Annotated in this window: 24 protein-coding genes and 1 pseudogene; 16 read left to right on the top strand and 9 right to left on the bottom strand. The window is 44.6% G+C overall.

The genetic code is table 11. The features are described 5' to 3' along the window. Positions 1 to 177 precede the first annotated feature (177 nt). The 6 genes from ACO1B7_RS04300 to ACO1B7_RS04275 all read left to right on the top strand — a co-directional run bounded on the left by ACO1B7_RS04300 (position 178) and on the right by ACO1B7_RS04275 (position 2,994). Positions 178 to 798, top strand: a complete 621-nt coding sequence (locus ACO1B7_RS04300) for a glutathione S-transferase family protein (RefSeq protein WP_423089837.1) — start codon at positions 178 to 180, stop codon at positions 796 to 798. 75 nt (positions 799 to 873) lie between these two features. Next, on the top strand, positions 874 to 1,164 hold the full coding sequence (locus ACO1B7_RS04295; protein ID WP_005261895.1) for a hypothetical protein: 291 nt from the start codon (positions 874 to 876) through the stop codon (positions 1,162 to 1,164). A 7-nt stretch (positions 1,165 to 1,171) separates the two neighbouring features. After that, positions 1,172 to 1,594: a YqaA family protein gene (locus tag ACO1B7_RS04290; RefSeq protein WP_155861723.1), complete on the top strand. Its 423-nt coding sequence runs from the start codon at positions 1,172 to 1,174 to the stop codon at positions 1,592 to 1,594. Positions 1,595 to 1,789: 195 nt separating this feature from the next. Beyond that, positions 1,790 to 1,984 (top strand): 50S ribosomal protein L35, encoded by a 195-nt coding sequence (gene rpmI, locus ACO1B7_RS04285; protein WP_004278281.1) that lies wholly within the window; start codon positions 1,790 to 1,792, stop codon positions 1,982 to 1,984. An 11-nt stretch (positions 1,985 to 1,995) separates the two neighbouring features. Next, complete coding sequence (rplT, locus tag ACO1B7_RS04280) at positions 1,996 to 2,355, top strand: 50S ribosomal protein L20 (RefSeq protein ID WP_004647525.1); 360 nt, start codon at positions 1,996 to 1,998, stop codon at positions 2,353 to 2,355. Between the two features lie 156 nt (positions 2,356 to 2,511). Beyond that, positions 2,512 to 2,994 carry a GNAT family N-acetyltransferase gene (locus ACO1B7_RS04275; protein ID WP_155861724.1) on the top strand — a complete coding sequence of 161 codons (483 nt, stop codon included), beginning with the start codon at positions 2,512 to 2,514 and terminating at the stop codon, positions 2,992 to 2,994. Positions 2,995 to 3,346: 352 nt separating this feature from the next. Here the strand turns inward: ACO1B7_RS04275 and ACO1B7_RS04270 are convergent, their stop codons facing one another. After that, entirely contained in the window at positions 3,347 to 4,372 is a 1,026-nt protein-coding gene (locus ACO1B7_RS04270) for a hypothetical protein (RefSeq protein WP_155861725.1), read from the bottom strand. 159 nt (positions 4,373 to 4,531) lie between these two features. Between ACO1B7_RS04270 and pheS the strand changes: the two genes are divergently transcribed. The 3 genes from pheS (at position 4,532) to ACO1B7_RS04255 (ending at position 8,322) form a co-directional block, all read left to right on the top strand. Continuing rightward, positions 4,532 to 5,512: a phenylalanine--tRNA ligase subunit alpha gene (pheS, locus tag ACO1B7_RS04265; RefSeq protein WP_005246036.1), complete on the top strand. Its 981-nt coding sequence runs from the start codon at positions 4,532 to 4,534 to the stop codon at positions 5,510 to 5,512. Positions 5,513 to 5,647: 135 nt separating this feature from the next. Beyond that, the gene (gene pheT / locus ACO1B7_RS04260; RefSeq protein WP_155861726.1) at positions 5,648 to 8,029 is read left to right on the top strand and encodes a phenylalanine--tRNA ligase subunit beta; all 2,382 of its coding nucleotides are present in this window, start codon (positions 5,648 to 5,650) and stop codon (positions 8,027 to 8,029) included. After that, complete coding sequence (locus ACO1B7_RS04255) at positions 8,026 to 8,322, top strand: integration host factor subunit alpha (protein ID WP_004278269.1); 297 nt, start codon at positions 8,026 to 8,028, stop codon at positions 8,320 to 8,322. The genes pheT and ACO1B7_RS04255 overlap by 4 nt, the downstream gene beginning before the upstream one ends. A 103-nt stretch (positions 8,323 to 8,425) precedes the next feature. Here the strand turns inward: ACO1B7_RS04255 and ACO1B7_RS04250 are convergent, their stop codons facing one another. The 3 genes from ACO1B7_RS04250 to trxA form a co-directional block, all read right to left on the bottom strand. Next, the gene (locus ACO1B7_RS04250; RefSeq protein WP_155861727.1) at positions 8,426 to 8,713 is read right to left on the bottom strand and encodes a hypothetical protein; all 288 of its coding nucleotides are present in this window, start codon (positions 8,711 to 8,713) and stop codon (positions 8,426 to 8,428) included. A 401-nt stretch (positions 8,714 to 9,114) separates the two neighbouring features. Next, a complete protein-coding gene (gene rho / locus ACO1B7_RS04245; protein WP_004278267.1) occupies positions 9,115 to 10,383 on the bottom strand; it encodes a transcription termination factor Rho in 1,269 nt (422 codons plus the stop codon). A gap of 322 nt (positions 10,384 to 10,705) precedes the next feature. Then, entirely contained in the window at positions 10,706 to 11,032 is a 327-nt protein-coding gene (gene trxA, locus ACO1B7_RS04240; RefSeq protein ID WP_155861728.1) for a thioredoxin, read from the bottom strand. A 260-nt stretch (positions 11,033 to 11,292) separates the two neighbouring features. Between trxA and ppx the strand changes: the two genes are divergently transcribed. From ppx to ACO1B7_RS04215, 5 genes and pseudogenes are all read left to right on the top strand, one after another. Next, complete coding sequence (ppx, locus tag ACO1B7_RS04235) at positions 11,293 to 12,813, top strand: exopolyphosphatase (RefSeq protein WP_004278264.1); 1,521 nt, start codon at positions 11,293 to 11,295, stop codon at positions 12,811 to 12,813. Between the two features lie 30 nt (positions 12,814 to 12,843). Next, a complete protein-coding gene (locus ACO1B7_RS04230) occupies positions 12,844 to 13,668 on the top strand; it encodes an acetyl-CoA carboxylase carboxyltransferase subunit alpha (RefSeq protein WP_004278263.1) in 825 nt (274 codons plus the stop codon). Further along, positions 13,605 to 14,980, top strand: a pseudogene (tilS, locus tag ACO1B7_RS04225) (tRNA lysidine(34) synthetase TilS). The gene ACO1B7_RS04230 and the pseudogene tilS overlap by 64 nt, the downstream one beginning before the upstream one ends. Positions 14,981 to 14,982: 2 nt before the next feature. Next, the gene (gene proC / locus ACO1B7_RS04220) at positions 14,983 to 15,822 is read left to right on the top strand and encodes a pyrroline-5-carboxylate reductase (RefSeq protein WP_155861730.1); all 840 of its coding nucleotides are present in this window, start codon (positions 14,983 to 14,985) and stop codon (positions 15,820 to 15,822) included. A gap of 19 nt (positions 15,823 to 15,841) precedes the next feature. Then, the gene (locus tag ACO1B7_RS04215) at positions 15,842 to 16,411 is read left to right on the top strand and encodes a YggT family protein (RefSeq protein WP_155861731.1); all 570 of its coding nucleotides are present in this window, start codon (positions 15,842 to 15,844) and stop codon (positions 16,409 to 16,411) included. A 359-nt stretch (positions 16,412 to 16,770) separates the two neighbouring features. Here ACO1B7_RS04215 and polA read toward each other — a convergent pair whose 3' ends face one another. Next, the gene (polA, locus tag ACO1B7_RS04210) at positions 16,771 to 19,533 is read right to left on the bottom strand and encodes a DNA polymerase I (protein ID WP_423089836.1); all 2,763 of its coding nucleotides are present in this window, start codon (positions 19,531 to 19,533) and stop codon (positions 16,771 to 16,773) included. 161 nt (positions 19,534 to 19,694) lie between these two features. Between polA and ACO1B7_RS04205 the strand changes: the two genes are divergently transcribed. Further along, a complete protein-coding gene (locus ACO1B7_RS04205; RefSeq protein WP_155861733.1) occupies positions 19,695 to 22,409 on the top strand; it encodes a DUF2339 domain-containing protein in 2,715 nt (904 codons plus the stop codon). Positions 22,410 to 22,496: 87 nt separating this feature from the next. Here ACO1B7_RS04205 and ACO1B7_RS04200 read toward each other — a convergent pair whose 3' ends face one another. Both ACO1B7_RS04200 and ACO1B7_RS04195 read right to left on the bottom strand, forming a co-directional pair. Then, positions 22,497 to 23,420: a mechanosensitive ion channel family protein gene (locus ACO1B7_RS04200; protein ID WP_155861734.1), complete on the bottom strand. Its 924-nt coding sequence runs from the start codon at positions 23,418 to 23,420 to the stop codon at positions 22,497 to 22,499. Between the two features lie 9 nt (positions 23,421 to 23,429). Continuing rightward, positions 23,430 to 24,209 carry a hypothetical protein gene (locus ACO1B7_RS04195; protein ID WP_086044916.1) on the bottom strand — a complete coding sequence of 260 codons (780 nt, stop codon included), beginning with the start codon at positions 24,207 to 24,209 and terminating at the stop codon, positions 23,430 to 23,432. Positions 24,210 to 24,353: 144 nt separating this feature from the next. On the opposite strand from ACO1B7_RS04195, the gene gspE reads away from it, so the two are divergent. Continuing rightward, on the top strand, positions 24,354 to 25,841 hold the full coding sequence (gene gspE / locus ACO1B7_RS04190; RefSeq protein ID WP_005267419.1) for a type II secretion system ATPase GspE: 1,488 nt from the start codon (positions 24,354 to 24,356) through the stop codon (positions 25,839 to 25,841). 50 nt (positions 25,842 to 25,891) lie between these two features. On the opposite strand, the gene ACO1B7_RS04185 is transcribed toward gspE, so the two are convergent. Both ACO1B7_RS04185 and ACO1B7_RS04180 read right to left on the bottom strand, forming a co-directional pair. Continuing rightward, positions 25,892 to 26,284, bottom strand: coding sequence for a DUF4951 domain-containing protein (locus ACO1B7_RS04185; protein ID WP_005103334.1), 393 nt, complete (start codon positions 26,282 to 26,284; stop codon positions 25,892 to 25,894). A 183-nt stretch (positions 26,285 to 26,467) separates the two neighbouring features. After that, the gene (locus tag ACO1B7_RS04180; RefSeq protein ID WP_005103335.1) at positions 26,468 to 26,893 is read right to left on the bottom strand and encodes an organic hydroperoxide resistance protein; all 426 of its coding nucleotides are present in this window, start codon (positions 26,891 to 26,893) and stop codon (positions 26,468 to 26,470) included. Positions 26,894 to 26,918: the final 25 nt, after the last annotated feature.

The following is a 26,918-nucleotide window of genomic DNA, read 5'->3' as shown; positions in this document are numbered from 1 at the left end:
AAATATGTGTTTCGGGCTGAAATTTTCAAGATCAAAAATAAAAAATTATATAAATTCTTAATAAGATTTTGATATTTATTGAAAAATAATTTTTAAATGCAGACTTGTTGTTTCTTTCTAAATCCTCTATGTTGAGTACATCATCGCACAGCAAAGGTGCAGGGAGTATTAAAAAAAATGATCGATTTATATTATTGGGGCACCCCCAACGGCCATAAAATTAGTATTGCTCTAGAAGAAATGAGGCTGGAATATCAAATTATTCCCATCAATATTCTGGAAAATGACCAGTTTCAGTCCGATTTTCTGGCTATTTCTCCCAATAATAAAATCCCGGCAATTGTTGATCAGGATGGGCCAAATGGCCGCGCCATTTCAATTTTTGAGTCAGGTGCGATTTTGCAATATCTGGGTCGAAAAACAGGTCTGTTTTATCCAGATGATGAAGTGAAGCGTATTCAGGTTGAACAGTGGCTGATGTGGCAGATGGGCGGTCTGGGACCAATGCTCGGGCAAAATCATCACTTTAGCCGTTTTGCACCTGAGCGGATTGCTTATGCCACAGAGCGCTATGTCAATGAAAGCAAGCGTTTATATGGGGTGTTGAATAAACAGCTGGTCGGGCAGGAGTATGTGGCTGGCGAATACTCGATTGCTGATATGGCGATATTTCCGTGGTTATTACGTCATGACTGGCAGCAGATCAATCTGGAAGACTATCCTGAAGTTTCTAAATATATTGATCGCTTGAATGCTCGTCCTGCGGTTCAGAAAGCGCTGGCGATACAGGTCAGTTAAGCGTCTGCCTTTTATGCTAAAATAGCTTTAAGCAAATAAAGCCACCCTTACGGTGGTTTTTTATTGGATGGATATATGAACGATTTTCTTCTGAACTTTACCAAGATTGTTGAAAGTAATACCCGAATTTACTGGAGCATTCTTTTCGGCATTGCTGCATGTTTAGTGCTGTATATTGCTGAAATTGTGCATATTGATCAGGTGATTGCTGCCCTAAATACCAAAGATCAGCAGATTTTACGTGCTGCAATTGCACCGCTTAATGAGCAGTATAAGTGGGCGCGGATCATGGCGATGGTGACTGCAGTCGTTTGGTCCAGTTGGGAATACAGTAAAGCCAAGAAAAAAATGGGCCTGAGCCGTTAATGCTGTAATGAGCCTGTTTTTACTGTTTCTGTCGGCCTTTGGTGCAGCAACCTTACTGCCTTTACAGTCTGAAGCTGTGCTACTGGGGCTTTTAGTGCAGGGTAAGCAGCATACAGTGCTGTTAATTGCGGTGGCCAGTTTGGGGAATATACTGGGGTCCTGTGTGAACTGGTATCTGGGCCTCAAGATTGAGCATTATAAAAATAAAAAATGGTTTCCGGTTTCAGCAGACAAGATGCTCAAGGCACAAATGACCTATCAGAAATATGGTTACTGGTCTTTACTGCTGAGCTGGGTGCCTATCATTGGTGATCCGATTACCCTGATTGCGGGACTATTAAAAGAAAACTTCGCCCGTTTTTTGCTGATGGTCAGCATTGCTAAAATTGGACGTTATCTCTTTGTCTATGCGGCCTTTGCCATATTCTAAGCCTGAAGCGATTCTCCTGATCCGATCTTGCTCGCCATTTTCCAGACTGAAATCCTAAAATCATTCTTTAAATTCGCTTATTGGGTGAAGATGCTTTTGTTTTAAACAAAGATGCTTTAGAATACTCGCTCCCTTACCTGCAGGTCGTTTTGTAATGGTGCAAACGAGCCGAACAGGTGTTCAAAAGAGGTTGTTATGCCTAAGATGAAAACTCGCCGTGGTGCAGCTAAACGCTTTAAAGCGACTGCTAACGGTTTTAAGCGTAAACAAGCGTTCAAACGCCACATTTTGACCAAAAAATCTGCTAAGCGTATTCGTCAATTGCGCGGCTGTGTAATGGTTCACGTAAGTGACGTTGCTTCAGTTCGTCGTATGTGCCCGTACATCTAAGGAGATTATAAATGGCTCGTGTAAAACGTGGTGTACAGGCTCATCGCCGTCACAAAAAAATTCTTGCTCGTGCTAAAGGTTACTATGGTGCTCGTTCACGCGTTTACCGCGTAGCGTTCCAGGCGGTAATCAAAGCTGGTCAATATGCTTACCGTGACCGTCGTCAGAAGAAACGTCAATTCCGCGCTTTGTGGATTGCACGTATCAACGCTGGTGCTCGTCAAAATGGTTTGTCGTACAGCCGTATGATCGCTGGCTTGAAAAAAGCTCAAGTGATTATCGACCGTCGCGTACTTGCTGACATCGCTATGCATGACGCAGTTGCGTTTGCTGCTTTAGCTTCTAAAGCTAAAGATGCATTGGCTGCATAAGTCTTTATGACTTGAAAAAAGACCGCTATTTGGTGGTCTTTTTTTTATGCTTAAATAAAAGTAATCATTTTAAATATTATTTAAAAATCAGTATTGTAAATCTTATATTTTTTAGTCATTGTGAAATTGAATAATTAAAAATAAGGCTTAAAAATAATGATTCGACTTGCCACTCAACAGGATGTCCTGCCGATTGCCCAAGTGCACGTACAAAGCTGGCGTGAAAGCTATAAAAACATCATCAAACCAGAAATTCTCGATGAGTTGAGTGTAGAACAAAGAGCCACTTTGTGGCGTTCTGTGCTTGAACAGGAAAATCGACGGGTATTTGTCTATGAAGAAGATGCTCAGGTGCTCGGATTTGCTGCTTTCAATTTTCCGGTAGATGCGCCAACCAGTGAATTGAGAGCACTTTATTTGCTTCAAAATATTCAAGGTCGCGGCATTGGACGTGATTTGGTTCAATTGGGTTTAGGCTTAAGTCGAGAAAAATCCTACCAGCATATGCAATGCAGCGTATTGAACCTGAATTCCAGTCGTTATTTTTATGAAAAGACCGGCGCCTATTTTGTCAGTGAAGGAGATGCCAGCGATCTGGGTGAGAATCTTAAAGACTTATGTTATCAGTGGGACATTTAATTTTTGAATACTCTGGTCAAGCTGGCTCAACGTAGAAAAATCTAAAACCTGGGAAAAGACGATAGAAAATAAATCAGCCTTTGCACTGTACGGCTGATTTATCTTTTCCTCTCAATCTTTACCGATCAATCAAAAGGGCGCTATCCATCGGGCGATCAGTAAACAACAGCTTTGGCTTATTCCGACAATGCTAAAATTTTCAGGCAGATGCTTGGTCGTGATTCCATCATCTGATGGATGATGAAAACCCATAGCAAAAATCGTCAGCATTATTTCAAACTGATGTCTGCTCCTAAGTATCAATATCGCCATTGAATTCTGCCCGTGATGTTCAAGCTTTTCTGGCAAAATGTTAAAGGCCGAAATAGTAGCCAATCAGACAGATAATCACGGTAATCACAATTAAGGTCAGCACATTTGCAGACGAACTGGATTTTCCTGGGTCCTGAGGTTTTTCTGCTTTAGAAATTTTTGGTGAACGATCTTCAGTACTCATACCGATAAATGGATCAGGTGCAACTTTAGGGGTAAGCTGCGCGGTCTTATAGTGATTGGCGACTTTGCTGATGAATTTAGCACTTAAATCATCAATTTTTTGCGAAAAATGTCGCAGGTTAAGTTGCTGCTCCGGGCTGAGTACTTCGCCATCTGCACGATAGGGATGTTGGATTTTAGTTTGAATAAAGTCATTTAAGGCATCTAGGCGGTACAAAGTCTGGTGAGCATAATCCGCTGAATAGTCAGTGGGAATTAAGGCCAAATGACTTTCGCTATCGACCTGAATGGCAGGCATGGTGCCGTAATAAGGCAAATTGGTATACGCCGGTTCAGTAAAATCTTGGGCAAGGCTACTTTCAAACAGTTCATGATCGGTATAGGCCTGAATATCATCCCAGTTTGGGGCTTCCAGATCGACATCAATGCGCTTGGCCAGTTTAGGATTCAGCTCATAACACCAGAATGTTTCATGGCGTAAAGGAGATTGCTGTGATTTAGGCGCTTCGTAATCATTGTCTGCGCTGTACCATTCAGGGAGTTCTTTGCCAATGATCCAGGCGGTTTTGGCTTTGGCACCATGACTGACAATAAAATGTGCCAGTGGCAGTAGCTCGACATTGGCATTCGGATTTTTTTCATCAACCAGTAAATCAGAGCGATGCAAGCTGAGGCGACGCACGTCTTGTTTTTTCAGACCTTCCAGCCAGATCTGAAAATGCTGAGCCAACAGATGTTGTGACATCAGATCCCGAAAGGCGAACTGGTGCTGATTAAAAATGGAATGTTGAATCCAACGATTGAAACTCAGGTCCTGAGCCAGATACTCATTGCCGTAAGTGACCAGGGTCAGCTGCTGTTTCCAAATTTGATCGAGTGCCATAGTGATTTGATCTGATTGATATTGTGTTTATCTTATACTTTTTATATTTAATCATGCCAATCTAATTTTCCTTAAAACGTATCTTCATCAAAGTGTCTAAAAACTGTTAGAATGTGGGGTTTTTAAAATATTTTTTAACCTGTTGCTTTGAGAGTTACTATGTCACTGGAAGCCCTGACCACTGAAGCGCTCGCTGCGATTGCAGCAGCTCAAGACCTTGCTGCACTTGATCAAGTACGAGTGCAATTTACGGGGAAAAAAAGCCAGCTCGCGGAACAATCTAAGTCGCTTGGTAAAATGGATCCTGAAGAACGTAAAGTCTTCGGCGCACAAATCCATGCTGTACGTGAAACCATTACCGCTGCATTGACATCACGTCAGGCAGAACTGCATAAAGCTGCCTTAGAACAAAAACTGGCAAGCGAAACCATTGATATTACTTTACCAGGTCGTGGCCAGCAGGTGGGCAGTATCCATCCAGTGACCCAGGTGCAAGAGCGTATTTGCCAGTTCTTTACCAAGGCAGGTTTTACGATTGCAACAGGTCCTGAAGTTGAAGATGACTATCACAACTTTGAAGCACTGAACATTCCAGGTCATCACCCGGCGCGTGCCATGCACGATACTTTCTATTTTGATGTGAACCATTTGCTGCGTACGCATACGTCTGGTGTACAGATTCGTACCATGGAAACCCAGCAACCACCAATCCAGATCGTGTGTCCGGGCCGTGTTTACCGTTGTGATTCGGATCAAACCCACTCACCGATGTTCCATCAGATCGAAGGTTTATACGTGGCTGAAAATACCAGCTTCGCGGAACTGAAAGGTTTGCTGATTAACCTGCTGAACGAATTCTTCGAAAAAGATTTGAAAGTACGTTTCCGTCCATCTTATTTCCCGTTCACAGAGCCGAGTGCGGAAGTGGATATTATGGATGAACGCGGTCGCTGGTTAGAAGTATTGGGCTGCGGTATGGTGCATCCGAATGTGCTGCAAGCTGCAGGCATTGATCCTGAAAAATACAAAGGCTTTGCTTTTGGTCTGGGTGTTGAACGTTTTGCAATGCTGCGTTATGGCGTAAATGACTTACGTATGTTCTTCCAAAACGATGTGCGTTTCTTACGCCAGTTTGCTTAAAACTTTTTAATAATCCTCTCCTAACCTCTTCTTTTAAAAAGGAGAGGGACTCCGCGAAATAGATGGAGTTCTCCCCCTTTGGAAAATGGGGAGCAGAGGGGGATTCTAGAGATTTGAATTACAGGTTTTATATCAATGAAAATTAGCGAAAATTGGCTACGCACATGGGTTAACCCAGCCATCGATAGCGAAAAACTTTCTGATCAACTGACCATGTTGGGTCTGGAAGTGGATGAACTTGCGCCTGCAGCTAAACCCTTTACTGGCGTAGTGGTGGGGGAAGTCCTGACGGTAGAACAACATCCTGATGCAGATCGCTTGCGTGTGACCACTGTCAATATCGGTTCAGGTGAGCCTCTACAAATTGTATGTGGTGCGCCAAATGTACGTGCTGGCATGAAAGCACCGGTTGCGACCATTGGTGCAGTACTTCCGGGTGATTTCAAAATCAAGAAAGGCAAGCTACGTGGTATAGAGTCACAAGGCATGCTGTGCGGCGCTTCAGAAATCGATTTAGAAGATAAAATTGATGGTTTGTTAGAGCTTCCAGCGGATGCACCAGTAGGTATGAACATTCGTGAATATCTAGACCTTGATGACAACGTGATTGACATCAGCATTACACCGAACCGTGGGGACTGCTTCAGTATTCGCGGGATCGCACGTGAAATTGGTGTGATTAACCAATTGCCAGTAACTGCCCCTGAAATTAAAGAAGTAGCTGCGACTATTAGCGAAGAAAAGAAAGTCGTTGTATCGACTGAAGGCTGCCCACGCTATTTGGGTCGTGTCATCAAGAACGTCAATACCAAGGCTGTGACTCCTGTATGGATGGAGCGTACATTGGCACGTTCAGGTATTCGTCAGCACAGCATTCTGGTCGATATTACCAACTATGTATTAATCGAGCTTGGTCAACCGCTACACGCATTTGATGGCGGTAAAGTTCAAGGTGCGGTACATGTACGTCAAGCGACGGAAGCTGAAAAGTTAGTTTTGCTCAATGAACAAGAAGTTGAACTCAACGAAAAAGTGATGGTGATTGCAGATGATGAGAAAGCATTGGCCATTGCCGGTATTATGGGTTGCTTGTCTTCAGCAGTCAGCGATACAACCACTGAAATTTTCCTGGAATCTGCATTCTTCGCGCCACTGCATATTGCCGGTCGTGCGCGTAGCTTTGGCTTGCATACTGATGCTTCTCAGCGTTATGAACGTGGTGTCGATTTTGAATTGCCATTAATCGCTATGCACCGCGCATCACAATTGATTGCGGAACTTGCCGGCGGTGAGTTCGGGCCAATTACAGTTGCCGAAAATGCAGCATTATTGCCAACACGCGACGCAATTGAGTTGAATCAAGCACAAGTCGATCAACTGCTGGGTTATAGTGTTGACTCAGCGTTCATTACTGATGCTTTAAGCCGTTTAGGTTGTGAAGTTACAGTAAAAGCAGAAGGCGAGTGGTCAGTGGTACCGCCATCACATCGTTATGATATGGTGATTTACCAAGATTTGATCGAAGAAGTGGCGCGTATTCACGGTTATGACAATATTCAAATCAGCCTGCCTGTGATTGATGTGAAGCTGGCGAAATACCAAGATCAGTTTGAATTGGGCCAACTCCGTCAAACCGCGGTAACTTTAGGTTACCAAGAAGCGATCAGCTTTAGCTTCGCAGACCTAAAGCTTGAAAAGCAACTTAATTCCAGTGTGAATCCATTAGTATTAGCCAATCCAATTTCAAGTGATTTGGCAGTGATGCGTTCAACCTTGCTATCTAGCCTTATTCCTTGTGTTCAGTACAATGTCAACCGCCAGCAAAGCCGTGTACGTTTCTTTGAGCTCGGTCTGCGTTTTGACTATCAAGAAGCCAGCAGCATCCATGATTTAAAACAGATTCCAACTTTTGCATTGATTGCGACTGGTTCACGTCATGCTGAATCTTGGCATGTGAAACCCGCTGCAATGGACTTCTTTGACTTTAAGGGTGATGTAGAAGAAATTTTGGCTGCTGGTCGTGTCAAAGTAGAATATGTGCGTTCAGAGCGTAGCTGGTTGCATCCAGGACAATCCGCAGAAATTCTCGTGAATGGTCAATCAATTGGTTACTTGGGGCGTTTACATCCCTCACTTGAAGACGAACTTGATCTGGCAACCACATGGGTAGCAGAATTGGATCAAGCGGCTGTTTTGCAAACTTATGTATCTAATTTTACAGAATTATCACGTTTTCCATCGGTTCGACGTGATATTGCGCTTTTAATTAATGATAAGATTAATGTTAGCGAAATTCAGGGACTTATCGAAAAAACAGGCGGAGAGCTTTTAGACTCAACTTGGTTGTTCGATGTGTACACTGGACAAGGAGTAGAAGAAGGGAAACGCTCACTGGCATTTGCACTTCTCTGGCAGCATCCAAGCCGTACACTGGAAGATGCTGAAATTAAATCAGGTATGGATAATATCCTTCAAGTGTTAGAAAACACTTACCAAGCGACATTGAGGGCTTCATGACAGCACTAACTAAAGCAGAAATGGCTGATCATTTAAGTGAGCTCACGAGTTTAAACCGTCGTGAAGCAAAACAAATGGTTGAGTTGTTCTTCGATGAGATTAGCCAGGCGCTCATCTCAGGCGAGCAAGTAAAACTTTCGGGTTTTGGTAATTTCGAGTTGCGTGATAAGCGTCAACGTCCGGGCCGTAACCCGAAAACGGGTGAAGAGATTCCGATTTCTGCACGCCGTGTGGTCACCTTCCGTGCCGGACAGAAGTTCCGTCAACGTGTGGGAAATGAGCAGGTCAACTGATCTGCTTTTTTAAAAACTGGGATCTAATATTGTTAAGTATCAGTTTTTAAAATAAAAAAGAGAGCCAAAGGCTCTCTTTTTTTGTACTGAATAATCTAAAAGATTATTGAGCAGCAGCTTCAGAAGCAGCAGTAGCGTCAGCAGCAGCGTCAACAGCAACAGCAGCAGCAGCGTCAGCTTGAGCAGCAGCAGCAGTTTCAGAAGCAGCAACTTCAGAAGTAGCTTCTACAGCAGCAGCATCAGCAGCAGCTTCAGCTTCAGAAGCAGCTTCTACAGCTTCAGATGCAGCTTGGTTAGCGTCAGCAGCAGCGTCGTCAGCTTTTTTAGCACAACCAACGAAAGCTAGAGTAGTAGCAACTGCAGCAGCAATAGCGATTTTTTTGAATAACATGGCATCACTCTCTAAAAATTGAGATTAAAAAAAACCAAAGTTAGTCTGTTAAGTGCTTTTATTGTTCCTAATTGTGTTAGGGACTAACAACGCAGGAGCAGTCTAACTGGTCTGCAAATATGCTATCACTGCGCATTTTTAATTGCTACTGGCAATGATCAAAAAAGTACGGAAAAACGATAAAAAATAAGAAGTTTTTAACAGAAAATAACAATGGAATGAAACATTTAGATTGGAGAAAGGCTTATTAAACACTTAAAAGTTATACAATTTTTAATCTGAACATTTTATTAATCAAAAACTTAAAAATAAGTTTACATAAATCAGGATTGATTGTTTCATTCTGTAATTTATGTCAACCTAAAAAAGGCCACCGCTTAGGTGACCTTTCATTTGAAATTTTAATTTGAAGCTTTGCGTTTCATCTGATCAAAGAAATCATCATTGGTCTTGGTTTCTTTCATACGATCCAGTAAGAATTCCATTGCCGCCAATTCGTCTTGAGTATGCAGCAGCTTACGCAGAATCCAGACTTTGCGTAGATTGTCTTCCGACATCAGGCGTTCTTCACGGCGAGTACCAGATTTCTTGATGTTCATCGCAGGGAATACGCGTTTTTCAGCAATACGACGATCAAGGGTAATTTCCTGGTTACCTGTACCTTTGAATTCTTCGTAAATCACTTCATCCATTTTACTACCGGTTTCAATCAGGGCAGTAGAAATGATGGTCAGTGAACCGCCTTCTTCGATATTACGTGCAGCACCGAAGAAACGTTTAGGGCGTTCTAAGGCATGTGCATCCACACCACCAGTCAGTACTTTGCCTGATGAAGGAATCACAGTGTTATAAGCACGTGCCAGACGGGTAATCGAGTCAAGCAAAATCACCACATCTTTCTTATGTTCAACCAGACGTTTTGCTTTTTCAATCACCATTTCAGCGACTTGAACGTGACGTGCAGGAGATTCATCAAAGGTAGAAGCCACGACTTCACCACGAACCGTACGCTCCATCTCAGTCACTTCTTCTGGACGCTCATCAATTAGGAGAACGATCAGAATAACTTCAGGATTATTGCGAACGATGGACTGTGCAATGCTTTGCAGCAGCATGGTTTTACCCGCTTTCGGCGGAGCCACAATAATTGAACGCTGGCCTTTACCAATCGGGGCAACTAAGTCGATCACACGGGTGGTTAAATCTTCAGTGGTGCCATTGCCCAACTCCATCACCAACTGTTCGGTCGGGAATAATGGCGTCAAGTTTTCAAACAGAATCTTGTTACGTGAATTTTCAGGTGTGTCGTAGTTAATTTGATTGACTTTAAGTAAAGCAAAATAACGTTCACCTTCTTTCGGCGGACGAATGGTGCCAGTAATGGTGTCGCCAGTACGGAGGTTAAAACGACGAATTTGAGAAGGGCTGACATAGATATCATCAGGACCTGCTAAATAAGAACCTGCGGCTGAGCGTAAAAAGCCAAAACCATCTGACAAAATTTCTAGAACGCCATCACCAAAAATCTCTTCGCCATTCATTGCATGACGTTTTAAGATGGCAAAAATAATGTCTTGCTTACGGTTACGAGCCATACCTTCGAGGCCCATAAACTCGGCAATCTTGATGAGTTCGCCAATCGGTTTTTTCTTGAGTTCGGTTAAATTCATAGGTGGTCAGATAGAATCAAAGTTCTGAGGTACAAGTTAGAAAGGGAGTAACATTCGGCCGCATACCAGCATTCAAACGAAAGCAATTGAATTTGCAAAAGAACAATTCAGAGATCTGTTTGAGTGTTTCAAAGGAAAATGTGAAAAACAATTTCTATTGCCGAGCGGCATCTTATGTAATGTGTCTTGTAAGAAATTGACAGGATTTAGGATCCTTTATCTCTTGAGTAGCGAATATAAGAGAAAATGCCAGGTTTGTCAATTTATAGCCGAAAAAAATACGCGAGCATGAGTCGCGTATTTTTTACTAAAAATGCTGTGCTTAGATATTGTCATCAATAAATGCAGTCAGTTTAGATTTTGGTGCAGCACCGACTTGAGTCGCAACAACTTCACCATTTTTGAACATCAACAAAGCCGGGATGTTACGGATGTTGAAATTCACAGCAGTTTGTTCGCAAGAAGTTACGTCAACTTTCACGATTTTAACTTTGCCTTGGTATTCTTCAGCAAGCACTTCAAGTACGGGTGCAATTGCTTTACATGGTGCACACCAGCCTGCCCAGAAGTCGACCAGTACAGGAACGTCTGATTGAAGAACGTCTGCTTCGAAGTTTGCGTCAGTAGTGTTTACGATGTTGCCAGACATGGAATGTGCTCCAGATTAATATTTTAAAGATAACTAATTATTAGTATTACATAGCCATCTTTAACAATGTAGGGGAATCTGTAAATTTTCAATGCTTAATGTTATTTTGTCTAATGGATGATCACGATAGTGATGATCGTGTCTCACTATTATTCCCGATACAAAAAAGAATAAGGCATTAAATTGTCGCTACAAATGGCTTTTAAATTGCATGCATGTGAATTACTCTAAGCACAATTCGTTAAAGGTTTATTTCTGGAATGTCTGACTTTTTGATTGATGAAGAATTACTTGCCGCCATCGATATGGGATCAAACAGCTTTCATTTGGCCATCGCCCGTGTAGACCATGGCGAAGTGAAGAAAGTGGCATCAATGTCAGAAAAAGTTCAGCTTGCCGCAGGACTAGACGAAAATAAGAATTTAACCGAAGCCGCCCAGCAACGCGGTTTGGCCTGTCTGGCCCGTTTTGTCGGACGTTTAGGCGCAGTTCAGCCAAACCGCTTGCGGATCGTGGCGACAAATGCTTTGCGTCAAGCCAAAAACGGCCATGAATTTATCCAGAAAGCTGCAGAAATTTTACCGAAACCGATCGAAATTATCGCCGGTCGTGAAGAAGCCCGTCTGATTTATCTGGGTGTATCGCATACCATGGCCAACAGCGGTCGTCGTCTGGTAGTTGATATCGGTGGCGGTTCAACTGAGCTGATTATCGGTGAAGAATTCGAGCCGATTCATACCGAATCGGTACAAATGGGCTGTGTAGCGTTTACCAAGGCCTATTTTCAGGATGGCGAAATCAGTGCCAAAGCCTTTGATAAAGCAGTTACTGCGGCACGTAAAGAAATTTCGGGAATTGCCAATACTTATAAAGAAGCCGGTTGGGATGCTGTCGTTGGCTCGAGTGGCACCATTAAAGCCTGCCGCCAGATTTGCGTCAATATGGGCTGGAGCAATGATCGCGAACAGTTGACGCGTGAAGGCCTGGAAAAGCTCAAAGATAAACTGCTTAAATATAAATATGTCTCGGACATGGAGTTCGAAGGTCTGAAAGATGATCGTCGTGCCGTCTTACCTGCTGGTATTGCCATTCTCTATGCAGTCTTTGATGTACTGGGAATTGACCATTTGGTCTATTCTGATGGTGCACTACGTGAAGGCGTGATGTATGACTTGCTTGGCCGTTTCAAGCATGAAGATATCCGTGATCGTTCCGTGCATGCCTTGATCGGCCGTTATAATGCCGATGCCAAACAGGCTGAACGTGTGGTTCAGACCGCACAAAAACTGTTTAATGACGTGGCCAGTGAACTCGGGTTGAGTGTTGAAGATAGTGACCTGTTACGTCGTGCCGCCTATCTGCATGAGATTGGTTTGGCCATCAGTCACAGTGGCTATCATCGTCATGGCGCGTATTTATTACAACATTCGGATATTGCCGGTTTCTCGCAAGTTGATCAAAATCATTTGTCACATTTGGTCGCGCACCATCGGCGTAAATTGCGCGCTGATGCCAAGATTGATGTGATGAAAGTCGGTGGATCTAAACTTTTATGGTTATGTTTGCTGCTTCGTCTGTCGGTTTTGGTCAATCACAGTCGTAGCGATGAGATGCTTCCTGCCATTGAACTCAAGGTTGAAAATGCGCAACAATGGCAACTCAGCGTGTCTGGTGATGCCAAGCAATGGCCATTGCTGGTCGCTGAACTGCACGATGAACAGCAGCAATTTAAAAATTGGGAGATTGAACTCTCGATTCAATCCGAACAGTTTGTTAATTAATACCTTTATAGGGATGAAAACGGTTAACCTATGAAAAATAAAGCAACTCCATCAAAAGCATGGGCGACAGTGCAGATTGCACGTCATCCAGAACGTCCACAATTCCTGGACTATGTGGGTGAAATATTCACTGAATTTGATGCTTTACATGGTGACCGCCTATATGGTGATGATGGCGCGATGATCGGTGGTCTGGCTCGTTTTGATGGTCAACCAGTGATGATCGTTGGTCAGCATCGTGGTCGTAGTACCCGTGAAAAATTACAGCATAATTTTGGCATGAGTAACCCGGAAGGTTATCGTAAGGCACAGCGTCTGCTAGACATGGCAGAGCGTTTTAACCTGCCAGTCTTTACTTTTATTGACACTATGGGTGCTTATCCGGGTGTCGGTGCAGAAGAACGTGGTCAGGCTGAAGCAATTGCCACCAGTCTGGCTCAGCTTTCCAATTTGAAAGTACCGGTAATTGCAACTGTACTAGGTGAAGGCGGTTCAGGTGGTGCACTCGGTATTGGAGTAGCAGACCGTGTGGTGATGCTCTCTCACAGTATTTATTCGGTGATTTCTCCGGAAGGCTGTGCCTCAATTCTCTGGAAAACCGCTGAAAAAGCGGAACAGGCCAGTGAGGCCTTGGCTCTGACTGCAGAAAAATTGCAGAAAATGGGTATTGTCGAATATGTGGTGGATGAAGGTGAGGGTGCTCATTTAAATCCGGATCAGGTCATGAACAGCTTGAAAGCAGTGCTGAAAGAAGCTTTGAATGAACTGCAACCAATGGAAGCGCAAGCACGATGCGAAGCACGTTACCAACGTTTAATGAAGTTTGGCAGCGACAATTTAGGTCTGGTTTCTTAAAACAGCTGCAGGACTTTCCTGCAGAGACAAAATTTCTCATCGGATGCAGTGGCGGCGTAGATTCTATGCTGTTGCTGCATCTGATGTTTTTTTATGCCCGGAAAAAGTCCGGGCAATCTATGTGGATCATCAGCTGCAAAGTATCAGTAGTGCATGGGGCACTTTTGTCCAACAGCAGTGTCAGCAACTGAATATTCCCTGCATCATTCAGCCAGTCAATGTCGCTAATGGCAATCTGGAACAGCAAGCGCGCGATTTACGTTATCAGGCCTATCTGCAACATTTGCAAGCGGATGAAATGTTGGTGCTAGCACATCATCAGCAGGATCAGGCGGAAACCTTGATGCTGCGTCTATTATCGGGTGCTGGTATAGATGGTTTAGCAGCCATGAAACAAATCGATGTACGTGAAAATCTCACGATTTGGCGACCATTGCTGGATATTTCCCGTGAGCAGATTTGCCAATGGGCATCAGAGCTGAATGTTCAGAATATTGAAGATCCAACCAATGATGATACTCATTATGACCGGGCCTGGGCACGCCAGACCCTGTGGCCGGTATTAAGCGAACGTTATCCTAAAATGCAAACTGCCTTGGTGCGAACCAGTGAGTTAATGCAGGATGCTCAAAACATTTTAAAAGAAGTGCTGCAACAGGATTTAGCATCTTGTGGGACTGAAATGCAGCTCGATCTTGGTAAATTTCTACAGCTTTCAAAATCACGACAACGTCAATTACTCTCTGCCTGGATGAAAGGTAAACAACAGTATCGTCCATCCTTAGATATGGTAAAGCGTTTGCAATGCGAAGTGATTTATGCCAAGCAAGATGCTCAGGCAGCATTGCATTGGCAAGGCTTTTATTATGTACGCTATCAGCAGCAATTATATCGTTTGACCGCAGAGATCTATTTAGCCGAGCAGCAACAGGTTCAAACTAGTCCGGAAAGTATAAAATTCGCTTTAAAAGACTGTGTGCAGGTTTTGTCAGGGAAATTTATCATCGCGCCTGCACAGTTCGGTTTATCTCCTGCATTATTGCAGCAAGCTTTGCATTTACAGCAGCGTCAGGGTGGCGAAAAAATTCATTTATATGGCCGTGTCGGTACCTGGCCGCTGAAAAAAGCCATTCAGGAAGCGCAAATATTTCCTTGGGCTCGGCATACTATTCAAATATTAAGCACAGATAATGTTATGCTAGGCGTGTTTACCCCTAAAGGATTTTGGTTGGCCCAATCTGCATATTGTGAAGCAGGCGGATGGCTGCCGATTTCGGTTTCTTCAACTTTAGAACTCAACGACGAGCATTGAACATGAGTGCAGCTTTAAATTGTAATATCTGTTTTATTGGTGGCGGTAATATGGCCCAAGCCTTAATTGGCGGTCTGATTTCACGTGGTTTGCCAGCAACACGTATTACAGTTTCTGATCCGGTCGAAAAAGTCCGTGCTTTATTGGCGGAAAAAGAAATTAATGTGACTGGGGATAATAGCGCTGCAATTCAGGATGCAGATATCGTTGTGCTGGCGGTAAAACCTCAGGTTTTGGCTCAAGTGCTGCAACCTTTAAAAGGTCTGGTTAATAATAAGCTGATTATTTCCATTGTTGCCGGTGCAGAAATTGCCACATTATCAGCGTTGTTGGGGACAGAGCGTATTGTTCGGGTTATGCCGAACACGCCAGCATTGGTACAGACCGGGGCACATGGTTTATATGCTAATGCATCTGTAGAAACCAATGATCGTGAGCTGGCCAGTCAGGTTCTGGCATCGACCGGGCTGACCATTTGGGTCGATTCAGAAGCACAAATTGATGCAGTCACTGCAGTATCTGGTTCTGGACCTGCTTATTTTTTCTATATGATGGAAAGCATGATTCGTGCGGGTAAAAATTTAGGTCTCGATGAAAAAGTTGCAACCGCACTGACTTTGCAGACGGCTTTAGGCGCGGCGCAAATGGCGATTACCAGCTCGAATACGCCGGCTGAGTTACGTAAAAATGTGACTTCTCCAAATGGGACTACACAGGCCGCACTTGAAGTCTTTGATCGCGCCCAGATTTCTCAAAACATTCAGGCGGCACTTGCCGCTGCACAAAAACGCAGTCAAGAACTGGCACAAGAGCTCAGTGAAAGCAGCAAATCTTCAGTTTAATTTTTAGGAACGTTCAAGTATGGGTGCAAATTCTGCGCTAATTTTTGGCATTATCATTAACGTCGCGATTTTGCTCGTATTCTTCCGATTTTTAATGCAACTGGCAGCGGTCAGTCCTTACAATCCTGTGGTTCTTTCTACCGTGAAAGCCACTAAAATTGTAGATGTATTTGGTCGAATTTTCCCAACCTTGGCCAAAGGCCGAGTCAGTACTGCTGCTTTGGCATTATTGGTCGTGCTCTATCTGCTTAAAATTTTTGGCATGATGTATCTGTCAGGGGGGATGCCGAATGGGCCTGTGCATTTGCTCATTCTGACTTTTGTCACCATGATGCAGGATTTGATTCGTTTCTGTCGTTATTTGATTTTCGCTACGATTATCTTAAGTTGGGTGGTGATGTTTACTCAGTCTCGTTCACCTTATATTGAAGTGGTGCAAGAGCTGGCTGAGCCTTTACTGGCACCTTTCCGCCGGATTATGCCAAATATGGGCATGATTGACCTTTCTCCAATCTTTGCCATTTTAACTTTGATTATTATCGAAATGATTATGAACCAGGTGGCGATTGTATTGCTTACCGGTCTTTAATCGGATCCAAATAAAAAGGACGCTGAGGCGTCCTTTTTATTTGCTCCTCCCTTTAGAAAAGGGAGGTTGGGAGGGAATTGTTAAACTTCTCAAACCTTGACAAGTTTTAATCGAAGTGCAAGAAGAAGAGGGGATTTTAACCTCTCCCTAGCCCTCTCCTAGAAAGAGAGGGAACATATATACTCTTAACCAGTAATGCTGCTGATTTTCTAAAAATAGAAAAACATGCGTTCAAAACTTGATAGCAGAAAAAATTTTAATATCGCTGCCTGTAGGTGATGTTTATAAATTAAAATCGCCTCCATCCCCTTGCGGAATATATTCCTCACCTCCTAAAGGAGGAAGAGGTTAAAGACGCATTAATGCGCTTCATCCCAGTTTTTACCTTTACCCACTTCTACCACCAATGGTACAGAAATCTGTAGTACCGATTGCATCACTTCAGCCAGTTTAGGTGCCAGTTCATCGGCAATGTCTTCATCGACTTCAAACACCAGTTCATCGTGAACTTGCAGCAGCATTTTGGCCTGATCTTTCGGCAACATCTTGTCGACTTCAATCATTGCCATTTTAATAATGTCTGCGGCCGAACCTTGTAGCGGGGCATTAATCGCAGCACGTTCTGCCGCTTTACGCACCATCATATTACGGGCATCGATATCTGGGGTATATAAACGGCGTCCGAGCAAGGTTTCAACAAAACCCTGTTCTAATGCGACCTGACGGGTACGCTGCATATAGTCATAAATGCCCGGATAACGGTGGAAATACTGCTTGATATAATCCTGTGATTCCTGACGGGTAAAACCTAACTGTCGGATCAGACCAAACTCGGACATGCCGTAAAGTAGGCCGAAGTTGACGGCCTTGGCCTGACGGCGCTGGTCATTGGTCACTTCTTCCAGAGGAATGCCTAGAACTTCAGCTGCAGTACGGCGATGTACATCCTGACCGTGAATGAATGCATCCAGCAGGGCTTCATCCTGAGATAAATGTGCCATCAGACGTAATTCAATTTGCGAGTAATCGGCTGCCAGCAAGACACGACCTTCCGGTGCCACAAACGCCTTGCGGATTTGACGGCCAATTTCGGCACGAATCGGAATGTTCTGCAGGTTTGGATCAGTCGATGATAAACGGCCAGTTGCAGTCAATGCCTGGTGGTAACTGGTATGCACACGGTGGGTATCAGGATTAGCCTGTTTGCATAAGCCATCGGTATAAGTGCTTTTCAGCTTGGACAAACCACGATATTCCAGAATCAGCTGGGCAATCGGATGTTCAATTTTTTCCAGTACACTTTCACTGGTGCTGTATTGTCCGGTGGTGGTTTTTTTACCGCCTTTTAGGCCCAGCTTTTCAAATAACACTTCACCGACCTGTTTCGGTGAGCTGACATTAAAGCTTTCCCCTGCAATTTCCATAATCTGGTTTTCCAGATCTTGCATGGTATTGGCAAACTCACCCCCAAGCTGATCCAGAAAAGCCAGATCCAGTTCGATGCCGTTTTCTTCCATTTGTGTCAGTACACGTGCGACCGGAACTTCAATATTGTGCAGAATATTCACCAGTTCAGGATGTGCCTGTAATTTCCCGCTCAAGACTTCATAAAGACGATAAGTAACATGTGCATCTTCTGCAGCATAATGCGCTGCAGTTTCAAGTGGAATCTGGTTGAAGGTCTTCTGTTTGGCGCCTTTACCGGCCACCTGTTCATAAGTCGTGGTCAGATGACTCAAATACAGACGGGCCACATCATCCATGCCATGACGGGTTGCGACAGAATTCAGGACATAGGAAGCCAGCATGGTGTCGAAATACCAGCCTGCCAGATGAATGCCATGATTTTCCAGGACATGTGTATCATATTTCAGATGATGACCAATTTTCTTTACAGACTCATCTTCCAAAATTGGTTTGATCTGCGCCAGAATTACTTCACGATTCAGCTGCTCCGGTGCGCTTTCATAATCATGTGCCAAGGGAACATAATAGGCATCCTGGGCATCGAAGGCGACCGAGAAACCGACAATCTGTGCAATACGATAATCCAAACTGGTGGTTTCGGTATCAAAGGCAAAACGTTTTTCGGTACTTAGGCGCTCAAACAGTGTGTCCCAGTCCTGCTGGCTTAATACTGTGTGGTAGGTCGCTTGACCTAGCTGGTCATCACTGCTGGTTACAGACGCATGGTCTTCCAGAGGTTCTGGTGCTGTAACCGCTTTGGCGTTAATAGATTTTGCCGCCTGCTGGTAGTTTGAATTATTCGGGTTGTTCGGGTGATCTAAGGACTGCAGCTGGTTACGGAATTCCAGCTCGGTGTACAAATGACGCAAGGTCTCGACATTCGGCTCACCCAGTTTTAAATCGTCATAACCAAAGTTAAGATCCAGATCGATGACAATACTGGCCAGTTGATGGTCCAGTGCAATGCCATCGACATGTTCTTTAATATTTTGACCGACTTTGCCTTTGATCTTGTCGACATTTTCTAAAATGCCGCCAATCGAGCCATATTCAGTGAGCAGTTTTGCTGCCGTTTTGGCACCTACACCTGGCACGCCCATGATGCCATCTGATGCATCGCCCATCAGGGTCAGATAATCAATAATCTGATTCGGCCAGACGCCAAACTTTTCAAACACCCCGTCGACATCCAGCGGTTTTTCTTTAAAGCTGTCTTCCAGGGTAACTTTTTCGGTCACCAGTTGCGCCATATCTTTATCGCCCGTAGAGATCAACACCTGATGTCCCATCGCCTCGGCACGTTTGGCCAGTGTTCCGATAATGTCATCGGCTTCGGCACCCGGTAAGGTATGCAGGGGAATGCCCAAAGCGCGGATCAAGGCATGCAGATAAGGAATCTGTTCGGATAATTCCGTTGGCATGCTGGGACGGTCACCTTTATAAATCGGTGACAGCTCATGCCGGAAGGTCGGTTCTGGGGTATCGAAAATCACCGCCATATGGGTCGGTTGGGTCCGGCGCATCAGTTTTTGAATAGCAGAAATCGCACCACGAATTGCATTGGTATGTAAACCGGTTGACGTGGTTAATGGTGGCAGTGCGTGAAAGGCACGAAATAAAAAGTAAGAGCCATCGACCAAGACAAATGGTGGCATGTAATCAATTCCTTATTCAAAATACAGCGCTATTGTACGTGATTTTTACCGCGCTCGCTGAGGCGAGTCTGAGTTTACAGCTTAGCGAATATCGGCCGAAGATGAAATAAGCAGCACAAGCTGTTGTATGATGGAACGATTCAGGAAAGAGAAATATAAGAATGGCTGCAGGACGGAATGAGTTGCGCATGATCTGGCTGATTACCTTGCTGATTACCGGGATCAGCGCCTGGTATCTGGGTTATCAGATTGTGACTTATCTGTGTGGTTTGGGGTTTATCTTTAGCGTGATGCAATATGTCACTGCGGTAGAAGCACCGCTGAATCAATTGGCCGGACAGCAGCAGATGTCCTTGGAGCAAAACTCTAAAGTTCCTTTATATATTTCTTCAATTACTGCCATTGTTGGTGGACTGGCTGAACTGGATTGGCTGATGGGGATCGGGATTACGGCCTGGGTATTCTTTTTGCTCAGGTGGCTGCAACGTCTGGAAGGGCGCTTGATACAGCTGCAATCACAATCTCTTTCTGCCGATCCCTTACAGCGATCACCGGATCGATCCGATTCTGTTCCATTGGTGAAAACCGAGTCTGCCCAAGAGGTAAACGATTCTCCTCATCTGGTAGATCAACTGCAGCGCTGGCTTTTTCAGGGGAATCCTGTCCTCAAGGTCGCAATCAGTATTTTGGTGATTGGGATTATTTTACTGCTGCGCTTTGCCACCGAGCACTGGCAACTCAGTCTGGCTGCAAAATTGGGCCTGGTTGCACTGGCAAGTGGCTGTGTAACAGGTCTGGGTTATCGCCTGATGCAAAAAAATCGGAGTTTTGCTCTGGCACTGGAAGGACTGGGTTTGGGGAGTCTGTTCCTGACCTTATTTTTTGCCTATTACAATCTGGTGATTCCCACGTTACCGTTGGCGACTTTGCTATTCCTCATCATTCTGGCCATCACTTTGTATTTAAGTCTGAAACAGGAAAGCATCGAACTGGCCTTGATGGCTTTACTGATTGCTTATCTGGCGCCGTTTACCTTGCCGACCCGCGATGCTTCTGCTGTTGAGTTGATCAGCTATTATCTGCTGATCAATATCGGGGTGGCGGTGTTGAGCAGTTTCCGGCCATGGAAGATTCTCAATCAAATTGCCTTTTTAGTGACTGCGGTCGTTGGCGGGATATATAGCCTGATTCATGGTTATACATATGAGCGTTATGCCATGACTGCGTTGATTCTGGCACATAGTGCACTGTTTATCTGGCTAGGTTTCCGCTTCAGTCAGTTGCTGGCACGACAGGATCTCTCACGTTTTCACTTAAAACCGGTACTGGACTTAGCGCTGATTTTTGCTGCCCCTATTACCGCTTATATTTTTCTGTATCTGATTCATTTTAATCAGCCCAATCAAAAACTCTGGCAAGCTGGATTAAGCCTGTTCTTTGCACTGGTCTTTGCCGCTTGCTGGACACTGCTGCGCCGTAAACAAACTATCCAGCTCATTTTCATTTCGCAGAGCTATCTGAGCCTGATGCTGATTTTTCTCGCCTTGGTGCCACCGATCTTATTGACAGAACAATGGAGTGTGATTGGTTGGGCAGTTGAAGGTGTGCTGATTTATTTATGGGCCTTGGAAAAAAATGTCCGGGTAGCACACTATCTGAGCATGGGCTTATTGCTGATGGCCGGATTCAGCAGCCTGTATTATCTGGTCGAGATTAATCCAACACCGCGAATAATTTTCTGGATTTTGAGTCTGTGCTATGTGGCAGTCGTGGTCATCAGTCAGCTTAAAAAGCAGTACCAGCAGCAGATGAATAGTCTGAGTGTCAGTTTTTTAAGCAGCCTAAGTGTCGCGGCCAGTTTGATGCTATTTGCCTTGCTGGAAGATGAATTTCCGAGTCAGCATGCCTATGTGCTGAGTTTATTTATCATCACACTGGGTTATGTAATGTTCAATGAAATGATCCTGCGCAAAAATCAGGAGTGGTCATGGTTACTGCCGAAGTGGAGTGGCATCTCGCCCTTGCTGGTCATTGCGGCGATTCTAACTCTGGATCGCAGTCAGAATGCGGTGATTGTCTGGAATAGTGATCTGGAACGTGGGGTTTCTGCACTTTCAACGATATTATTGGCCATTCTGTGGCTTAGACCGCTGGCTGGCTTGCAGCTTTCCAAGGAATGGATGAGTTTTGGTGTTTTTAGCAGTCTGGCTCTGGCAAGTTTATGTCTGATCCCGAACATGCCTTATCTGAGCATGGTGATTTTGCCTTTATTATTCTGCCTGTGGTGCTATCGGCAGGATCCGCAGTCAGGCTGGCAGCAGCTTTGGCAAACCAAGAGCTGTTTATTGCTGATGGGAAGCTGGCTGGGATGTTCACAGCTGTTTAGCCAGCAAGCCTTTCAGTATTACTGGCTGCCGATTCTGAATCCTTTTGACCTGATCAGTATTGCCATGTTTGCCAGTTTTATCTGGATGCTGTTACAGCAAATTAAGGTGGGACGTGACAAAGGCATGATGGCGGTTTTAATGGTACTAAGCCTGTTATGGCTATCCAGTTATATTATTTTAAGAGCTTTACATGTGTACCTGCAGACGCCGTTTAATGATCTGGCCTTATGGAGCAATGCGACGGTTCAGCTTAGTCTGACCATACTTTGGGTATTACTGGCCTGGATTACCATGTGGACGGCGACACTCAAAAAACTGAAACCGATGTGGATTTTAGGCGGCAGTATTCTGGTGATTGTAACCTTGAAGCTCGTACTATTTGACCTGTCACATATTGGCACCCTAACCCGGGTGATTTCCTTCTTGCTGGCGGGCGGGGTGATGCTGCTGATTGCTTATATTGCACCGATGCCGGAGAAAACTGATTGATTGAATCCTCTCCTTTAAGAAAGGAGAGGGAGCATTTTTCACTGATGCAGATTTTTGGTTTAGATGTTGCTCTCACCTAAAGTCAATTTATTTTAAATCAGGCTCTCTTTTCAATGCCTTGTCATTGGCGTATTGATCAATTTCTTCATTTTCCAAAGGGCGGGAAAGTGGATGATCGACAAAGCCCATCTTCGGCACCGGAATTTCAATCTGGTTATCGACAAAGCCGTTGCGAATCCGTTCCTGCATTTCATCACGAACTTTCAGGTAGTTTTCCTGTTGGCACCACACTGCAAACAGCAGTTCAATCGAAGATTCACGGAAAGCGGTAACGGTGACTGCAGGTTTCGGGTCGGCCAGTACCAGCGGATATTTATTGGCAACGTCCAGCAGCACTTCACGTACCTTGATAATATCTTCATGGAAATTGATCGCCAAGGTAATTGGAATACGCCGTATCGGAAATTTCGACAGGTTCTGCACTGGCGCCCGAATCAGCTGTTCATTTGGCAACCGTACATAGATATTATCTTGGGTCAAAAGTTTAACCGAGAGCAGGTCAATCGAGATCACTTCACCTTCAATGGTATGCCCACGAATCAAGGTGATTTGGATAGTATCACCGACTTCAAAAGAACCCTCACCAATCAGGAATAGACCACTGATCAGGTTGGATGCTGAGGTTTGCGAAGCAAAACCCAGTGCGACCGTTAAAATCCCTGCAGCGCCAAGGAAGACACTGAGTTTAAAACCGGCTTCTTTCAGACTAGCCATCACAAACAGCAGGAAGATAAAATAGAAAATTCCGCGGCGCCAGACCAGTTTCTGATGGGCATTAAAACGGACACCAATGGTGCGAATAAAGGTATTGGAAATAAAGCGTGCGATCAGGAAACCAATAAAGCACAACACCACCGCCACCAGAACTTCGGTCAAACGGTCGGTATTGATATTGGTAAATACTCCCTTCAGGCTGTTGGTGACTTCGGTCGGAATATTTGAACTTGGCATCAGACGCCCTTAGAAAAATGAATCAAACATATTAAATAACGCACCTGCCGGATCGCGCGGTGGATGCAGATAGGCCACTTCACCAGCATTTGGTGGTGTGCGGTTTTCGACCCGAATCCGTGGTGGACGATCCGAACTTTCATGCAAAACGCGGATTTGTGAGGTCCATAAGCGGCCGGTACTTTCACTGTAAAAAAGCGGCAGGGCAGGCACTGGCACATTCATTCGGTCAAAGCGCAATTGCTGGTTACTGGTATTGTGAAACTCAATCGGCGTGACTGCACGAAAGGCTCGCGGATGTAACTGTTTCAGTTCGGTTCTGCCATCGACTGCGGTGGCATAACAGATTTCCCCCGAACGGTGATTGGGTCCAAACCAGGTGTCTTTTGGCAAGATTACCGGCAAATCGAAAATCGGTTCGCGCTGCCCCTCGACAAAACCGGCAATCCATAAGGGCGTGCTGATATAAAGCGTACCGCGCTGTCCGGCAGGAATATAAATCGGATCGACTGGTTTAATCACCACAGAACGGTCTGCAAGGCGTGGCATCAGTTGCAATTTGTTTTGCGTGGATTTGAACATATAGCGTTCAATTTTCACAGGTGGGGGAAAGGCAAAATTCGGATCATCAATCTGATGCCATTGCTGTTCATAATCGTATTGCACAGAAGGGCGGAAATATTCCAGTCGCCATTCCTGAATCCCTCGGGTCAGCCGAAACAGCAAGGAGCCAAACTGCCAGGCTTTAGACTGATTTATTTCAAAATTCTGTTCTCCCCACCAGCGCATTTTCGCTGTATTCGGGATTAATTCATCTTTATCTCGCGGCAATCTTGGCACCCTTTCTTGCTAAATCTTTGAAAACATACTTCACGCTGTCATATGCTTAGAGTACACTCAATTTAAATTTTTTCATCATTATTATAATCCGCGATGCAAGTACTTAAACAATTACAAATCCCATATAGCTTCGCCAAGCGCCATGGTGTGCTGTTGCGTTATGAGGGAGATCAGGCCTTTATTCTGCGTCGTGACAATACCTCGATGCTTGCATTGCAGGAAGCTCGCCGTCTGCTCGGTTATCCGGCTCATTTTCAACTCTGTAGCGAACAGGAATTTAACCAGTTACTCAGTTCCAGTTTTGCCGGCGATAGCGGCGAATCGCAACAGGTCGCTGCCGGTCTGGAAGATCATCCGGATTTACTCAGCCTGGCTGATTCCGTACCTGAAGCTGAAGACCTGATGGATCAGGAAGATGATGCGCCGATTGTGCGGCTGATCAATGCATTGCTCTCAGAGGCGATTCGTGTCGGGGCTTCCGATATTCATATTGAATCTTTTGAGAAAAAACTGTCGGTGCGTTTACGGGTCGATGGCCAGTTACGCGAAATTGTACAGCCACGCCGTGAACTGGCACCGCTTCTGGTTTCACGGATTAAAGTCATGGCCAAACTGGATATTGCCGAAAAGCGTATTCCTCAAGATGGCCGTATTTCATTACGCTTGGCCGGACGTGAAGTCGATGTCCGTGTATCCACCTTGCCATCTTCTTATGGGGAGCGGGTGGTGATGCGTTTGCTGGACAAGCAGGCCGGCCGTTTGAACATGACCCATTTGGGTCTGATGAATAATGACTATGATCGACTCAAGACCTTAGTACATCGCCCGCACGGGATTATTCTGGTGACTGGCCCGACCGGTTCGGGTAAAACCACCACCTTGTATGCGGCACTTTCTGACCTGAATGACGGTTCCAAGAATATCCTCACAGCTGAAGATCCGATTGAATATCAGCTGGAAGGCATTGGACAAACGCAGGTCAATACCAAAGTGGATATGACCTTTGCCCGTGCGTTAAAAGCGATGTTACGTCAGGACCCGGATGTGGTCATGGTCGGTGAGATTCGTGATCTGGAAACGGCAGAAATTGCGGTACAGGCATCCCTGACTGGACATCTGGTGTTATCCACCTTGCACACCAATACCGCGATTGGTGCGGTTACGCGTCTGAAAGATATGGGAATTGAACCATTTTTGCTTTCCAGTTCTTTAATCGGGGTAATTGCCCAACGTCTGGTGCGTACCTTGTGTCCACATTGCGCGACTTGGCATGAAGCAGATGCTTTCGAGAAGAATCTATTTGGCAATATTGAGCATCCCCAAGATTTAAAATTACCGCAACCTCAAGGCTGTGAACGTTGTGGCAATACTGGCTTTAGTGGTCGTACCGCGATTTATGAAATTGTGCCAGTCGATGATCATATGCGCCGTTTGATTCATGGCAATGCGGCTGAATATGAAATCGAAAGCTATGCACGTCAGCAGTCAGGTTCCATTCGTGATGATGGTCTGCGTAAAGTATTGGCCGGAAAAACCACGATTGAAGAAGTATTGCGAGTAACCAACGAAGCAGTAGAATAATTTTTTAATCTGCTCGCTTTATCATAATGATCGTCAGGACTTTTGGATATTTACCAGAGACTGACGATTTTTTTCATGAGTTGTGCACGAAAAGGTGCAGTCGGATTTCCCGGATTACGCAGAGTTTCATTTTCATAAAAGTTCTGCCAGGCTTGTGCCATTGCTAAACTCAGTCCTTCCTGTTTCATTGTTTCAACATCTGCCTGAGTAATATTGAGAAAACGGGCTTCAGCATCTTTGGGGCCAGCGCCCCAGCCAATAATCCCTTTACCAAATTCAGGCAGAATCATATTGTTGGGTGTTGCAGGAATGGGTAGGCGTTCAATTTCAGTATTGAGCAGAGATTTTATTTTCGGACGGATTTTTTCTGAGAGATAAAGATCTGCAAAAGAGGTTGTAGCAGTGAGGAGCAGGAGAGAATTCAGAAGAACTAGTTTTAACATCAATATAAATCGAATAAATGTAAATAAGAATCATTATATATAATTTCTTAAGTTTTTGCTGCAGTTTTCAAGTGGGGAAGAGAAGTAGCTTTTGACAAAAGATGAAGCGGGTAAATTTTGAAATTTATAATTGAAGTCTAGCTATCCTGAAACTTTTTTCAGGATAGCTGTTAAATAAAAAAATTAAGTAATTACGTTTAAGTTCACATCAATATTATTACGGGTCGCATTTGAGTATGGACAGACAATATGCGCAGCATCCACCAGTTTTTTTGCTTCTTCCTGATCCATGCCTTCAAGATGGATGTTTAATGTCACTTCGATCCCGAACCCGGTAGGAATCGGACCAATCCCAACATCACCTTCAATATAGGCATCTTTACTGATATTGAGCTTGTCACGATTGGCAACAAATTTCATTGCACCCAAGAAACAGGCGGAATAACCTGCGGCAAAGAGCTGTTCAGGATTGGTTCCACCGCCTGGTCCCCCCATTTCTTTAGGTACGGCCAATTGGACGTCCAGAATCTGATCGTTAGAAATGGCGCGGCCATCACGGCCCCCTGTGGCTTTGGCATGTGCGGTATAGACGGCTTTTTCTAATGACATGAGTTAAATCCCTGTTTATTTTTCG

Origin of the sequence: Acinetobacter lwoffii, assembly GCF_049367455.1 — a bacterium.
Lineage (GTDB): Bacteria > Pseudomonadota > Gammaproteobacteria > Pseudomonadales > Moraxellaceae > Acinetobacter > Acinetobacter lwoffii_W.
This window is presented reverse-complemented; position numbering and strand designations above follow the sequence as displayed.